Below are 14884 nucleotides of genomic sequence, written 5' to 3' on the forward strand. Positions count from 1 at the left end.
CCGTGAAATATATATCTACGCGCGGAAACGCACCGGAACTGAGTTTCACCGAAGCCATGTTGACTGGGCTTGCGCGCGATGGCGGGCTGTATGTGCCCAAGAAGATCCCTACCATGACCCACGACGAGATCGCTGGCCTGGCTGGTTTGTCGTACGAGGAAATTGCGTTTCGGGTAATGAAGCCGTTTATCGGTGACAGTTTTACCGACGAGGAATTCCAAGGAATTATTGGGCGGGCTTATGCAGGGTTTCGCCATGACGCACGTGCACCATTGGTCCAGCTGGCCCCAAATCATTATTTGCTAGAGCTGTTTCACGGACCAACTCTGGCCTTTAAAGACTTTGCCATGCAGTTAATTGGGCAGCTGTTCCAATTTGAGCTGGCACGCCGCAAAGAGCGAGTGACCATTGTCGGTGCCACCTCTGGTGACACAGGCTCTGCCGCAATCGAGGCGTTTCGTGGTCTGAAAAACGTGGACGTCTTTATTCTGTTCCCCAATGGGCGCGTATCCGACATTCAACGCAAGCAGATGACGACGCCTGATGATGCCAATGTACATGCTTTGGCTTTGGAAGGTGACTTTGACGATTGTCAGGCCCGCCTGAAAGACATGTTCAATGATTTTGAATTCCGCGATGGCGTTAAGCTGGCGGGGGTGAATTCGATCAATTGGGCGCGCGTCTTGGCGCAAGTTGTGTATTTCTTTTCTTCGGCCGTTTCACTTGGCGCACCACATCGCAAGGTAAGTTTTACGGTTCCGACCGGAAACTTTGGGGATATTTTTGCGGGCTATATAGCTAAGAAAATGGGCCTGCCCATCGAGAAGCTGGTGATCGCAACCAACCAGAATGATATTTTGCATCGTACAATGCAAACCGGGGCTTACACCAAACAAGGTGTGACGCCGTCCATCAGCCCCTCTATGGACATTCAGGTGTCGTCCAATTTTGAGCGGGCGTTGTTTGACGCTTATGATCGGGATGGGGCCGCTGTGGCCCAATTGATGGACGAACTAAAAGAAGGTTCGTTTACGATCAGCCAGGGGGCGATGGAAGCTTTGCGCGAACAATTTGTGTCAGGTCGCGCCACAGAAGCTGAAACCAAAGACACAATCAAATCTGAGTTTGCGGCCAGCGGTGAGGTGCTTTGCCCCCATTCGGCGGTTGGCGTTAAGGTTGGACACGAATACCAATCCGAGGTTCCTATGATCACCTTGGCAACAGCGCATCCGGCGAAATTCCCGGATGCCGTTGAAATGGCAATGGGGACCCGTCCAGCGTTGCCTGCGCATATGCAGGATATGATGGGGCAGGAGGAGCGTATGTGCAAAGTGCCAAATCAACTGCCTCTGCTTCAGACCATTATTAAAGATCGGATCGCATCACGTTGACCGTAAGAATTCACACACTTTCAAATGGCTTTCGTATTGCAACCGAGCATATGCCCGGATTGCAATCTGCGTCCGTGGGCGTCTGGGTTACAGCCGGAGGGCGTCATGAACGCCCCAAGCAAAATGGGATTGCCCATTTTCTTGAACATATGGCCTTTAAGGGCACCAAGCGCCGCAGCGCATTGGATATTGCCGAGGCGATCGAGGACGTTGGCGGCTATATCAACGCCTATACCAGCCGAGAGGTCACGGCCTATTACGCACGTGTTCTAAAGAACGATGTCCCGCTGGCGATGGATGTTATCGGAGATATCCTGCGCAATCCCATTTTTGATCCCAACGAAATCGAAGTTGAGCGCGGCGTGATTTTGCAAGAGATTGGTCAGGCGCTTGATACGCCAGATGACGTGATCTTTGACTGGCTACAAGAACGTGCTTATCAAGATCAGCCTTTGGGACGGACTATTTTGGGCCCGGAAGAGCGGGTTCAGAACTTTGGCAAAGATGATTTGTCGGGGTTTGTCGCCGAGCATTATGGCCCAGAGCGCATGATCTTGGCGGCAGCCGGTGGCGTTGATCACGATGAAATCGTTAAAATTGCCGAAGATCTGTTTGGCGATATGGTGCCTGGCAAATCTATGGAGATTTTGCCTGCCGCGTTTTCCGGCGGTGAGTTCCGGCAGGAAAAGAGCTTGGAGCAAGCGCATTTTGCCCTTGGCTTGGAAAGCCCGAATTATTGCAGCCCCGATATCTATGCCGCGCAGATTTATTCTGTGGCACTGGGGGGCGGGATGTCGTCGCGCCTGTTTCAAGAGGTGCGTGAAAAGCGTGGGCTGTGCTATACGATTTACGCCTCGGCTGGTGCATATGCAGATAGTGGCATGACCACGATTTATGCGGGCACTTCGGGCGACCAAATTGCAGATCTGGCGAATATCACAATAGACGAGCTGAAGCGCGCCGCAGAGGATATGAATGCTAAAGAGATCGAGCGTGCGCGGGTTCAGATGAAAGCGGGCATGTTGATGGGGCTGGAAAGCCCCTCGAGCCGTGCGGAGCGTTTGGCGCGCATGCTGTCGATTTGGAACCGTGTGCCTGATTTGGCAGAGACCGTAGAAAAGATTGATGCGGTTACCGACAATGATGTGCGTGGTTTTGCAGAGCATATGGCAGTTCAGGCGCGGGCAGCGCTGGCGCTTTATGGGCCAGTGTCTGATGCACCTGATTTGGTGAATTTGCAGGATAGGCGTGCGGCGTGATGCTGCTGGGGCGCAAAAAAATACGCATTGACACCGAGCGCATGGTTTTGCGTCCCCCGATTCATGGGGATTTTCGCAATTGGGCTTGGTTGCGCGAGAGCAGTGCTGACTTTTTAACGCCTTGGGAACCGGTTTGGGCTGCGGATCATCTGGTGCGACGCAATTTTACCAACCGGGTGTATTGGGCACAACGATCCATTAACAGTGGGACGGCTGTGCCGCTGTTTTTGGTGCGCCGCGAGGATGATTGCCTGATGGGGGCAATAACGCTGGACAATATTCGCCGCGGGCCAGCACAGGCTGGCACTTTGGGTTATTGGATCGGTCAAGATTTCATCCGACAGGGATATATGAAAGAGGCGATTGACGCGGTTGTTCACTACGCTTTTCAGCGCCTTGATCTGAGCCGGGTAGAGGCCGCCTGTTTGCCAGAGAATGTGGCGAGCCGTGGTGTGCTGGAAAAATCAGGTTTCAAATACGAAGGTGTCGCACAGAGCTATCTGCAAATTAACGGCCGTTGGCGCACACATGTGTTATACGCTTCGTTGCGCAACGATCGCCGGGGACGGACGCTGGCCGGCTGACAAGTCGGGCTTGTGATCGGTCGCCATTCAACAATCTGTAAAGGCCTGCCTTATGAGTTTAAATGCTGCTGATTCAAATTTTGCAGACATGCTGCGGCCTTTGCTCCCCAACGATACGCTGCGCGATGCAGACCGCAAATATTTAGAAGAGTCGCGGGGACGTTTTCATCGCGAGTCCGCTCTGTTGGCCTTGCCTCGCAGCGTTGAAGAGGTTGCCATAATTGTAAAAGCCTGCGCTTCCGAGCGTGTTGGTTTGGTGCCCTATGGTGGAGGCACAGGTCTTGTTGGAGGTCAGGTTATTCCTGACGGGCCGCGACCTCTGGTGTTGTCGCTGGAGCGGATGAACATGATCCGCTCTGTTTCGGCGGCATCCGGCGTAATTGTCGCGGAAGCAGGCTGTATCCTTGCAGATGTTCAGGCCGCGTCAGAGGCTGTTGATCGGCTGTTTCCTTTGTCTCTGGCGGCACAGGGGTCCGCACAAATCGGCGGTAATTTGTCGACGAATGCGGGTGGTTTGAATGTATTGCGCTATGGAAGTGCACGGGATCTTTGTCTTGGGTTAGAGGCCGTCTTGCCCAACGGAGAAATATGGCGTGGCTTGTCGCCATTGCGCAAAAACAACACTGGCTATGATATCAAGAACCTGTTGATTGGCAGCGAGGGCACTCTGGGTGTGATAACCGCCGCATCTTTGCGGCTATTTTCGCAACCTGTTGCGCATGAAACAGCGATGTTGGCAGTTCCCTCTGTAGAGGCAGCTTTGGCGCTGCTGTCTTTGGCACAAACCCACTTTGGAGAGACGATCAGTGCCTTTGAGCTGATTGCGCGCGAAAGTCTGAATTTCCTACAAGCCAGCCTGCCAGATATTCGGTTGCCGTTTTCAGAATTGCCAGACTGGCTTGTGCTGATCGAGTTGGGCCTGCCCAAGTCAATGGCGGGACAAGATTGTCTTACGCGTATGTTGCAGGAGGCGTTGGAAGGCGAGATTGTGCTGGATGGGATGATTGCCATGTCTGCCAAGCAACGCGACGAGTTTTGGGCGGTACGCGAAAACATTCCAGCCGCGAATCGTGTTGTCGGTTCGATCAGCAGCCATGATGTTTCGATTCCAATAGAGCGTATCCCTGCGTTTATTGACGAAGGTCAGGCCGTCGTTGCGGACATCGGACCTTTTCGGGTCAACTGTTTTGGTCATCTTGGGGATGGGAATTTACATTTTAATGTGTTTCCACCCGCAGGAGGAAGAAAGAGTGATTACAGAGACCTACAAGCGAAAATTCAACATGCTGTGCATGATTTAGTGCATCATTATGGAGGTTCGTTTAGTGCAGAACACGGTGTTGGGCGCCTAAAGACCGATGATCTGAAGCGTTACAGCGAACCGGTGAAGTATGATACGATGCATGCGGTCAAAACGCTGCTGGATCCATTAGGAATCATGAACCCAGGGGCTGTTTTTTCTGCAGGGTAAATAGGGGTTTAGCACCTTGCACCTAGAGGCCCTCAAAGTCGCACAATACATGCACATCCATACCCATGGTTTCAAGTTTCTTTCGGCCTCCGAGTGCTGGAAGGTCTACGACAAAGGCGCAGCCAACGATGTCGCCACCCAATCGTTCGATGAGTTTGATTCCGGCCTCTGCGGTGCCACCCGTTGCTAGAAGATCATCGACGATTAGGACTTTTTCGCCTGGCTTGATGGCATCATCGTGGATTTCTACGATGGCTTCGCCGTATTCAAGCGTATAGTGCTGCGAAATTGTTGTGCCGGGCAGCTTGCCTTTCTTGCGCACGGGAACAAAGCCCACACTTAGCTGATGGGCAATCGCCCCCCCAAGTATAAATCCGCGCGCTTCCAGACCAATGACCTTGTCGATGCGTTCGCCAGCATAAGGGTGAACCATTTGGTCGATGGCCATACGAAAACCGCGTGGGTCAGCAAAGAGCGTCGTCACATCACGAAAGAAGATCCCTTCGTGAGGAAAATCTACGATTGTACGAATGTAGTCTTTGACTTCTTTGGTTTTGGGCATGTTGCCCCCCTTTGGCACTGTAATAGATATTAAGATAGGCACTGGTTTTGTCTGGCGTAGTTCCTAGGTAAGAACGCGCCCGGCGATGGCATCCAGTTTGGCCAGCAGCGCGGAATCGCGTGCGTCAGGCGCTGTCAAAATGGCGTATTCCAAGGCCTTGTCACAGCCATGTGGGCAATCTTCGCGCTCTGCACCCAAAAGGCTGGGCAGTTGTTTGACAAGAGCGCGCGCTTTGTCGGCGTTACCCATCAAAGTTTTGATGATTTCAGTGACGTCAACCTCTCCGTGTTCGGGGTGCCAACTGTCATAATCGGTGATCATTGCGACCGAGGCGTAACAAAGCTCTGCTTCACGGGCCAATTTTGCCTCTGGCATATTGGTCATCCCGATGACGTCACATCCCCATTGCTCTCGATAGAGTTTGGATTCAGCCAGGGTTGAGAATTGTGGGCCCTCCATGGCCAAATAGGTGCCGCCGCGATGCACTGTAATGTCGGCTGATTTTGCGGCTGCTACACAGGCGTCTGACAGGCGAAGGCAGGTCGGGTGCGCGACGCTGACATGGGCGACGCAGCCAGTTCCGAAAAATGATTTTTCACGGGCAAATGTGCGATCGATAAACTGATCAACAATAACAAAATCACCAGGAGCCATGTGTTCGCGGAACGAACCACATGCTGAAACAGAAATAACATCGGTGGCTCCAAGGCGTTTTAAAGCATCGATATTGGCACGGTAAGGCACGGTTGTAGGAGAATGTTTGTGGCCACGTCCGTGTCTAGGCAAAAACGCCATTTTCACGCCATCCAGAGAGCCGGTAAGAATCTGATCTGACGGCGCACCCCATGGTGTCTCGACGGTGACCCAAGCTGCCTTTCTGAGGCCATCTATGTCATAGATTCCAGACCCGCCGATCACGGCAATCATGGTGTCTTTTTTCGCGTCAATCACGGGGTGCTCCTGTGGTTATTTCTGGCTTTATTCTTGGACAGGCTAAAGGGGATATGCAACCAAGAATTGCGGCTTGAAGTCAGGGTGTCACATGAGTTTGAAGACCGGTTTTGAGCCCTTGGCGCAATAATTTGGATAGGGCGATTGGCTGCATCGGTTCTTACCTAAACTTGGAGCGTGAAGTCCTGTCTTTTGGCGTCAACCCGGAATTATCCTCACAGACATGGTCCATTCGGGTATTGTAGAGCTTTGGCGCTATTGTGGATTGACTGAATTTAGGGTAGGGCGGCGCAACCAAGTACTCCTCGAAATGACAGGACTTCCCCATGAAACGCGCTGCTTTGGCAAATTTTGCCAAGAATATTTCGCCCCCAAATTTGTCGATTATGCAGGATGAAGGCTGGTCAGTTTCTCGGGTACGCACAGAGCTATTGTCAGGTTTGACAGTTGCATTGGCTTTGGTCCCCGAGGCTGTGGCTTTCGCTTTTGTTGCTGGCGTGCATCCATTGGTCGGGCTTTATGCGGCTTTCATGGTTGGGTTGATCACCGCCCTGTTTGGCGGTCGTCCTGGTATGATCTCGGGGGCTACAGGTGCTCTGGCCGTTGTGATGGTTGCATTGGTTGCAGATCATGGCGTCGAGTATTTGTTTGCCACGGTTGTCCTGATGGGGATTTTGCAGATCATCGCGGGGGTCATGCAATGGGGCAAGTTTATTCGTTTGGTGCCACATCCCGTTATGCTTGGGTTTGTTAATGGGCTGGCCATCGTGATTTTCCTAGCGCAGCTCACGCAGTTCAAAGATCCGGCATCAGGCGGGTCTGAGTGGTTGAGCAGCGGCTCGATGCTTTTGATGCTTGGGCTTGTTGCATTGACCATGGTGATCATCTGGGCAACGCCAAAGATTACAACCATCATTCCCGCTCCGCTGGCAGGCATTGGGATTGTTGCGATTTTAGTGATCGTTTTGGGACTGGAAGTGCCTCGCGTGGGTGATATGGCCTCTATCGAAGGTGGCTTGCCGTTGTTTCATATTCCGATGGTGCCGCTGAATTTCGAAACATTTGAAATTATTCTGCCCTATGCGGTTATCCTTGCTGCGATTGGGTTGATTGAAAGCTTGTTGACGCTGAACCTTGTGGGCGAGATCACCGGCAAACGCGGTGGTGCGTCACAAGAGTGCATGGCGCAAGGCGCGTCCAATATTGTCACGGGTTTCTTTGGCGGCATGGGCGGTTGTGCGATGATTGGTCAGTCGATGATCAACGTTAAATCTGGCGGCCGAACTCGAATAGCGGGGATTGCCGCAGCCTTGTTCTTGTTGCTGTTCATCGTAGCCGCCAGCCCATTGATCGAGCAAATTCCGTTGGCAGCTTTGGTCGGCGTTATGTTTATGGTGGTGATCGGCACGTTTGCGTGGAACTCTTTGAAAATCATGACCAAAGTGCCTCTGACAGATGCCTTTGTGATTGTGTTGGTGACGGTTGTAACCGTGTTGACCGACCTTGCTATCGCAGTTGTCGTTGGGGTGATCGTGAGTGCCTTGGCCTATGCTTGGAACAATGCGCGCCGAATTCACGCAGTCACACGTGACTCACTGACCGACAAGGGCGCAAAGGTTTATGAAATTCATGGGCCGTTGTTCTTTGGTTCGAGCGATGGTTTCGTCGAAATTTTTGATTTTTCCGGCGACCCAGAAAGCGTCATTATCGACTTTAAAGAAAGTCGGGTTGTGGATCAGTCTGCGTTGCAAGCAATCGAGGCGGTAGCGGCAAAATATGAGGCTGCGGGCAAAAAGATTGCACTGCGTCATCTGACCCGCGACTGTCATCAGTTATTGACCCGTGCCGGCCACTTGGTTGTTGATAGCTCGGATGATCCGGAATACGGCGTGGCAGTAGATTATGGCGTGCGCACCGGAATATTGGGCGGACACTGAGTTTTTTAGACAAGTCAGTGAAACCCGGGGCACCTCCCTCGGGTTTTTTCTTGCACAATTTGATGTGGTTGCCACTGCTTGAGTGACAATCGAGGTATTCAATATGGCGTTTCATACCATTTTGATCGGGCTCATACCCTCCTTTTGTCTCGTGATTTTAGGGGGGCTTTTGCGCAACCGATTGTCCGAGAATGCTTGGCAGGGCCTTGATCGGCTGAATTTTGAAATCTTGTTTCCAGCGCTTTTGTTTGTTGCAGCCTCGAGCCGCCCGATTTCTTTTGCGCAGATAGCAGCAACGGCTCCCTTGGTCTGGGGCATCTTAATTATGGGCGTGCTGCTGGGTTTTTCTGCACGCCGCTTTGGGCCAGAACGGTTTCTTGATTTTGCGGGGTGCTGGCAAACGGCCTGGCGATTTAACACGGCGTTGGGTTTTGTGGCCATCGGGGCGCTGAATGCCGGATTTGAAGGGCTGTTTGCGGTGGTGGTCGGCATGGCAGTGCCGGTGGCAAATGTTTTTGCTGTTTTGGCGTTGTCGCGCGGTGGGGGCTTGGGTTTTTTACACACGTTAAAACGCGTCGCTTTGAACCCATTTTTACTCGCTAGTGTTTTTGGTGTGATGGTCGGTCTGTCGACGCTGCAGATACCGGTCCCTATTTTGGCTCCGCTGGATATGCTTGCCAAAGCCGCCATTCCCGTCGCGCTGATCTCGATAGGGGCGATCATGAATTGGTCGGCCTTGGCGCGGCTAAGTTTGTTCAGCGGCTTGATCAACGCGACCAAATTGATTTTCTTGCCTGCGATTGTTTGTTTCTGCGCGCTAATAAGCGGCACAAACGGGCCTCTGGTGCAGGTTCTGATCGTTTTTGCTGCGCTTCCAACGGCGTCGGCCGCACATGTTTTGGCCTCTGCCTTTGGCGCGCGTCGAGAAGCTGTTGCAACGCTAATCGCGCAAACCACCTTGCTGAGCGCTGTCACATTGCCTATCTGGATCGCGGTTGCAAAGCTGATGTTTTAGGGGCGCGGTGGCGCAATTGAAAACGGTTCTTGGACAATCGCGTAATCTCTGTAACCCAGACGCGAGAGCGGCTTGAAAAGACCAAGCTCAAACAAGCCTTTGGTGATGAAGTCGTCTTTTAGATGGACGCCAGTCACGGTCGCAATCGTCAGAAAGTTTGCTTTTCCCTCTAGTTCAATGATCTGAGATACTTTGCATTCCAAATTTGCCGGAGACTCGAATACGCGATCGCAGTCTATCGTTTGACACGGCACCGGGCTTAGACCCGCAACCTCAAATTCGTCCACGTCCTTTTCATGAGCGAAAGACGTCTTGTTCATCGCGTCTTTCAGAGCTTCTGAAACGATGTTGACGCAGAAAACGCCGGTTTCTCTGATATTAGCCAGGGTGTCTTTTCCCCGTATTTGATCAGATTTTGTACCGTTTGATCCAAACACGATTTGCGGCGGGTCGTCGGCCACGGCATTGAAAAAGGAATAGGGGGCAAGGTTGGAAATGCCAGATTGGTTTTGTGTGGAAATCCAAGCTATGGGCCGTGGCGCAACAATTGCTTTGAACGGATTATGCGGTAGGCCATGGCCGTGGTCTGGGCGATAAAACATCGTCACCTCTTGCTGTTTGCCCTAGTGGTAACCGCATGGTAGGGGCAGGGCCACCAGAAATTAGGGCCAGATGTAAAAAGGGCAGTGCGTGATTACACTTGCACAAGAAACCAAAGAAGATTGGTGGGAAGTTGAGGCCCTGTACGATCTGTGTTTTGCGCCGGGTCGTGAAGCATTGTCGTCTTATCGGTTGCGCGATGGGGCGCCGCCGGTGCCCGAACTTTCGTTGGTTGCAAGAGACACCGACAATATTTTAGCGGGGGCAATCCGGTATTGGCCGGTGGACGTTGGCAAACATGCTGCATTGTTGCTGGGGCCAGTTGCCGTGCACCCCACGCGGCAAGGCGAAGGATTGGGTGGTTTTCTCATTGGTGAAAGCCTGTTGATCGCAGCCTCATTGGGGTGGACACGGGTGATTTTGGTGGGAGACGCGCCATATTATCAACGGTTTGGCTTTGCGCGGCTTCAAGACGTCACAATGCCCCCTCCAACCAATCCGGACCGGGTGTTGGGTATTTCTTTGGTGCATGATGCATGGCGTGATGTCGCGGGCAACGTATCAGCCATTAAAGAGCCTTGAAATACCCTGCTTAACTTCCCAGCTTGAAACAGGGAGGACGCGATGCGGGACAATGAAATAATCACTGTTGATATCGAATTAGAATTGCAGGCCCTGGTACAGCGTTATCAGCGCGCTGGCGGAGTTGGTATCGATGTTCTGAATCTATTGGGTGCCCAGGCGGACGGGCTGGTAGAGCGTTTGCCTTCAGCTGTCAAAGACAGTTTAGAGGCGGCAACCGAAGCCGCATTAAGGCAGGCCATGCGGGCTGCGCACGGGTCCCGGCGTGTAGTCGGTGAGCAAAAAGGATGGCTGCATACCGCATTGGCGACGGCTTTGGGGGCGGCCGGTGGGGCTGGTGGTGTGCCAACTGCCCTGGCAGAACTTCCCATAACCACCACAATTCTGTTGCGCAGTATTCAAGATGTTGCAGTGGAATATGGTTTTGATCCGGAATCCGATAACGTGCAATTTGACTGCGTTCAGGTTTTTGGTGCGGCGGGCCCTCTGGCAAGCGACGATGGCGCTGATTTGGCGTTCTTGGGTGCACGCATCGCGCTTACCAGTGGTGGTGTGCAGCGCATGGCAGCCATGGTCGCCCCCCGATTGGCGGCGGTCATGGGGCAGAAATTAGCTGCCCAAGCTGTACCAGTTATCGGCGCGGCTGCGGGGGCGGCGACAAATTATGCCTATACAACCTATTACCGCGAAATTGCGCATGTCCACTTTGGATTGCGAAAGCTCGCCATTGATGGCGATGTCTCGCATACGGACCTTATCCAGTCTTTTCGGGAAAAACTTGTTCCTGAAATCGAAGCTGACTAGGCGGGCTATTTTGAGGCATTGCGCAAATATTCCATGACCGCAGGGCGAACGGTCTCGGCTCCTGCATCGCGTTGTGTTTCGATTACAGTACGCAATTCTTCTAAATTTGTGCGTCTTATTAGGCTTTTAACAGGCCCAATTGAAGCGGGTCGCATGGATAATGTTTGCAGTCCCATTGCTGCGAAACACAAAGCTTCGACGGGTCTGCCAGCGTCTTCACCACAAAAGCTTAGCGGTGTGTCAGTGCTTGCAGCGCGTTTGACGATGCCTTCAATAAAGGTCAGGAAACTAACGTTCAGGGTGTCGTAGCGTCGGCGCACGCGCTCATTTTCACGATCTGCGGCAAAAAAGAATTGCTTAAGGTCGTTGCCGCCGATTGACAAGAAATCGACCTCTTCAAAAAACCGTTGCGGCGCAAAGGCCAACGATGGGGTTTCAAGCATCGCGCCCACTTTTAGATCCTTGGGGATCACATGCCCGAGAATTTTTTCTCGTTCGACAGCTTTGTCCATTTCTGCCTTGGCAGCGGTGAATTCGCCACGCTGTGCGATGAAAGGAAACATTACTGTCATTGGACGGCCCTTTGCGGCGCGCAGCAAAGCCTGAAGCTGCATACGCAGAACACCCGGCTTATCAAGCCCAACACGAATAGCACGCCAGCCCAAGGCGGGGTTCGGTTCGTCCTGAGGGGCCATATACGGCAGGACTTTATCTGACCCGATATCAAGAGTCCGAAAAACCACGGTCTTGCCATCAGCGGAGTCCATTACGTGGGCGTAAAGCTCTGCAAGTTCGGTGCGTTTTGGCATTTGATTTCGGATCAAGAACTGCAATTCAGTACGGAACAGCCCGACGCCCTCGGCTCCAGAACTAGCGAGCGAGGGTAGGTCTGCCATAAGGCCAGCATTCATTTTCAATGTAATGGTCTGCCCATCCAATGACTTTGCTGGCTTGTCACGTATCGATGTGTAGCGTTCCTGAGCATTTGCGCGCATCGCGATTTTGTCGCGGAACGCTGTGATTACAGAATCATCGGGTCTCAGATGCACTACGCCCTGATCACCGTCGAGCAGGATATGGTCACCGTTTAGCGATTCGGTCGTGATGTTATGGGCATGTACAATGAGAGGGATCGCCAAAGCTCGGGCAACAATGGCAGCATGAGAGCCAACAGAGCCTTCTTCCAGCACAACACCGCGCAGTTTACGTCCATATTCCAGCAATTCTGCTGGGCCAATATTGCGGGCAATTAGGATTGGATCATCCGGCATATCAGCACCGGTGTCGCTTCCTTGGCCGGTTAGAATGCGCAAAAGACGATTGGATAGATCATCCAGATCATGCAGTCGGTCGCGCAAATAAGCATCAGTTGCCTGTGACATGCGCGTTCGCGCCGCGGACTGCTCTTTTTCGACCGCGGCTTCCGCTGAAAGGCCCTTGGCAATATCTTGCTCCATACGCTTAAGCCAGCCTTTGGAGTTCGCAAACATGCGGTAAGCTTCGAGAACCTGCAGTTGCTCTTTGTCGCCTCCAGCTGCACCAGAGAGCATCCGGTCAACACCAACGCGTAGCTCTTCAATTGCGCCTGTTAGCCGAACCTGCTCGGCCTCTGGGTCATCAGCAATCGGGTTTGTCACAACAACCCGCGGCTCATGCAACCAAACATGACCCTCTGCAGCGCCTTCTTGGGCCGTACCACCGTCGATGGAGACTGACTGTTGGTGCAAGGGCGACAGGGCAGCGCCATCGCCGACAAATGCGCCAAGTTCGGTCATTTCGGCCAGAACCATGGCGACCACTTCAAGGGCATAGATTTCGTCAGAGGAAAAATTGCGCGCCACTTTGGATTGCACGACCAGAACGCCCAGCTTTTCGCCAAGCCGTTGGATTGGGATGCCGCAAAAGGAGGTGTAAATTTCTTCGCCTGTCTCGGGCATATAGCGAAACCCGGCCTCGTTGGGGGCGTCCGCTGTATTCACGATGCGCGATTTTTTTGCGACAAAACCAACAAGCCCTTCGCCCATACGCAACCGTGTTTTATGCACCGCATCAGATCGCAGACCTTCTGTGGCGCAGAGTTCAAGTGTGTCTTTGTCGCGAAACAGATAGATGGAACAGACTTCAGTGCCCATCGAAACAGCGATGAGTTTGGTGATCTTATCAAGCCGCGCCTGACCGGCGCTGTCCTCGGCCATTGCCTCGCGCAAGCGGCCAAGCAATTTGCGGCTTTCGCTGTCCGTTCTTTCCGGCATGTTTGTCCACCCATATTGCGTGCCCATATTTTCGGGCACATAATGTGGTGCGCGCGATTAGCTAGGCAGCGTTCTCTAGTTCGAATGCATCATGCAGGGCTTGGACAGCAAGTTCCATGTATTTCCGGTCAACAAGCACAGAAATTTTGATTTCTGACGTGGTAATAACTTTAATGTTTATTCCTTCATCAGAAAGAACTTTGAACATTTTGGCCGCAACGCCAGATTGTGATCGCATGCCAATCCCAACAACCGAAACCTTTGCGACGTCTTGATCTGTCACTAGGTCAGTATAGTTGATTTCATTGCCCTTGATGGCGTCCATCGCGGTTTCGGCGCGTTGAATTTGTTCGGTGGGCAGGCTGAAGGTCATATTGGTGCGCCCGTCTTCGGAGATGTCTTGCACAATCATATCAACATTGACGCCAGCTTCGGACAGAGAGCCGAAAATGATAGAGGCGATACCGGGACGGTCAGCGACCGACCTTAAGGTCATCTGAGCTTCGTCACGAGAATAAGCAACACCGGCTACTACATTGGATTCCATGATTTCTTCCTCATCGCAGACGAGCGTTCCTGCCGCGTCAGATTGTTCTTCAAACGAGCTTAGCACGCGCAACTTTACCTTGTAGCGCATCGCAAGTTCCACAGATCTGGTCTGTAGTACTTTGGCCCCAAGCGACGCCAGCTCAAGCATCTCTTCAAAGGCAATCTTATCGAGCTTACGTGCTTTTTGGCAAATGCGTGGGTCTGTTGTGTAAACTCCATCAACATCGGTGTAGATGTCACAACGTTCCGCGCCAAAGGCGGCTGCAAAGGCAACCGCAGTTGTATCAGACCCGCCGCGACCAAGTGTTGTTATCCGGCCTTCTGGGCTAACACCCTGAAAACCGGCGACTACAGCGACGCGCATGCCTTCGGCAAATTTGGCATTAATGTTTTCCGGCGGAATGTCTTCGATGCGCGCTTGACTGTGCGCCGAAGTGGTTTGCACCGGTACTTGCCAACCTTGCCAACTGCGCGCGGGAACATTCATCTCTTGTAATGTCAGCGCCATAAGGCCAGCCGTCACATTTTCGCCAGAGCTTACAACCGCATCGTATTCGCGTGCATCAAACAAAGGAGAGGTTTCGCCAACCCAACCCACAAGTTCGTTGGTCTTTCCGGACATAGCCGATACGATAACGATGACGTCGTAGCCTTTTGCCACTTCGACACCGACACGCTTTGCAGCACGGCGGATACGATCCAGATTTGCGACCGAGGTGCCGCCGAATTTCATTACCAATGTGGGCATGGTTTTAGGGTCCTGCCATTTCTCTCCGGGTTGGGAGGCGGTTTACGCCTTGCGATCCACAGAGACAAGCGCAGGCAGCCCGTCAGGAACGCCAAATTTACAAATAGTGCTGATTTTTCTAAGTTCGGATAGGGCCCTTGCTTGCTTCATTGGAACTGCCTCCAACTTAGCAGAAATCT

Annotated in this window: 13 protein-coding genes; 8 read left to right on the forward strand and 5 right to left on the reverse strand. The window is 52.6% G+C overall.

Annotated features, from left to right (window positions below; genetic code table 11):
• Positions 1 to 2: 2 nt before the first annotated feature.
• From thrC to ABXG94_RS02435, 4 genes are read left to right on the forward strand one after another with little or no spacing between them, the layout of a single operon-like run.
• Entirely contained in the window at positions 3 to 1391 is a 1389-nt protein-coding gene (gene thrC / locus ABXG94_RS02420) for a threonine synthase (protein ID WP_353532088.1), read from the forward strand.
• On the forward strand, positions 1388 to 2650 hold the full coding sequence (locus ABXG94_RS02425) for a M16 family metallopeptidase (RefSeq protein ID WP_353532090.1): 1263 nt from the start codon (positions 1388 to 1390) through the stop codon (positions 2648 to 2650). The genes thrC and ABXG94_RS02425 overlap by 4 nt, the downstream gene beginning before the upstream one ends.
• Positions 2650 to 3234 carry a GNAT family N-acetyltransferase gene (locus ABXG94_RS02430; protein WP_353533980.1) on the forward strand — a complete coding sequence of 195 codons (585 nt, stop codon included), beginning with the start codon at positions 2650 to 2652 and terminating at the stop codon, positions 3232 to 3234. The genes ABXG94_RS02425 and ABXG94_RS02430 overlap by 1 nt, the downstream gene beginning before the upstream one ends.
• 52 nt (positions 3235 to 3286) lie before the next feature.
• A complete protein-coding gene (locus ABXG94_RS02435; protein ID WP_353532091.1) occupies positions 3287 to 4705 on the forward strand; it encodes an FAD-binding oxidoreductase in 1419 nt (472 codons plus the stop codon).
• A 22-nt stretch (positions 4706 to 4727) separates the two neighbouring features.
• Here the strand turns inward: ABXG94_RS02435 and ABXG94_RS02440 are convergent, their stop codons facing one another.
• Both ABXG94_RS02440 and ABXG94_RS02445 read right to left on the reverse strand, forming a co-directional pair.
• Positions 4728 to 5267, reverse strand: coding sequence for an adenine phosphoribosyltransferase (locus ABXG94_RS02440; protein WP_353532092.1), 540 nt, complete (start codon positions 5265 to 5267; stop codon positions 4728 to 4730).
• Between the two features lie 63 nt (positions 5268 to 5330).
• A complete protein-coding gene (locus tag ABXG94_RS02445; protein WP_353533981.1) occupies positions 5331 to 6194 on the reverse strand; it encodes an S-methyl-5'-thioadenosine phosphorylase in 864 nt (287 codons plus the stop codon).
• Positions 6195 to 6544: 350 nt separating this feature from the next.
• On the opposite strand from ABXG94_RS02445, the gene ABXG94_RS02450 reads away from it, so the two are divergent.
• On the forward strand, positions 6545 to 8155 hold the full coding sequence (locus ABXG94_RS02450; RefSeq protein WP_353532094.1) for a SulP family inorganic anion transporter: 1611 nt from the start codon (positions 6545 to 6547) through the stop codon (positions 8153 to 8155).
• Positions 8156 to 8258: 103 nt separating this feature from the next.
• Positions 8259 to 9170 carry an AEC family transporter gene (locus ABXG94_RS02455; protein ID WP_353532095.1) on the forward strand — a complete coding sequence of 304 codons (912 nt, stop codon included), beginning with the start codon at positions 8259 to 8261 and terminating at the stop codon, positions 9168 to 9170.
• Here the strand turns inward: ABXG94_RS02455 and ABXG94_RS02460 are convergent.
• Complete coding sequence (locus tag ABXG94_RS02460; protein ID WP_353532097.1) at positions 9167 to 9772, reverse strand: flavin reductase family protein; 606 nt, start codon at positions 9770 to 9772, stop codon at positions 9167 to 9169. The genes ABXG94_RS02455 and ABXG94_RS02460 overlap by 4 nt on opposite strands.
• Positions 9773 to 9860: 88 nt before the next feature.
• Here ABXG94_RS02460 and ABXG94_RS02465 point away from each other — a divergent pair, with 88 nt between their 5' ends.
• Both ABXG94_RS02465 and ABXG94_RS02470 read left to right on the forward strand, forming a co-directional pair.
• On the forward strand, positions 9861 to 10352 hold the full coding sequence (locus tag ABXG94_RS02465) for a GNAT family N-acetyltransferase (RefSeq protein WP_353532098.1): 492 nt from the start codon (positions 9861 to 9863) through the stop codon (positions 10350 to 10352).
• 42 nt (positions 10353 to 10394) lie between these two features.
• Complete coding sequence (locus ABXG94_RS02470) at positions 10395 to 11156, forward strand: EcsC family protein (RefSeq protein ID WP_353532099.1); 762 nt, start codon at positions 10395 to 10397, stop codon at positions 11154 to 11156.
• A 5-nt stretch (positions 11157 to 11161) separates the two neighbouring features.
• Here the strand turns inward: ABXG94_RS02470 and ptsP are convergent, their stop codons facing one another.
• Positions 11162 to 13408 carry a phosphoenolpyruvate--protein phosphotransferase gene (ptsP, locus tag ABXG94_RS02475; protein ID WP_353532100.1) on the reverse strand — a complete coding sequence of 749 codons (2247 nt, stop codon included), beginning with the start codon at positions 13406 to 13408 and terminating at the stop codon, positions 11162 to 11164.
• Positions 13409 to 13469: 61 nt separating this feature from the next.
• Positions 13470 to 14705: an aspartate kinase gene (locus tag ABXG94_RS02480; RefSeq protein ID WP_353532101.1), complete on the reverse strand. Its 1236-nt coding sequence runs from the start codon at positions 14703 to 14705 to the stop codon at positions 13470 to 13472.
• Between the last annotated feature and the right edge of the window lie 179 nt (positions 14706 to 14884).

The sequence above is a fragment of the Cognatishimia sp. WU-CL00825 genome (assembly GCF_040364665.1).
Taxonomy (GTDB): domain Bacteria; phylum Pseudomonadota; class Alphaproteobacteria; order Rhodobacterales; family Rhodobacteraceae; genus Cognatishimia.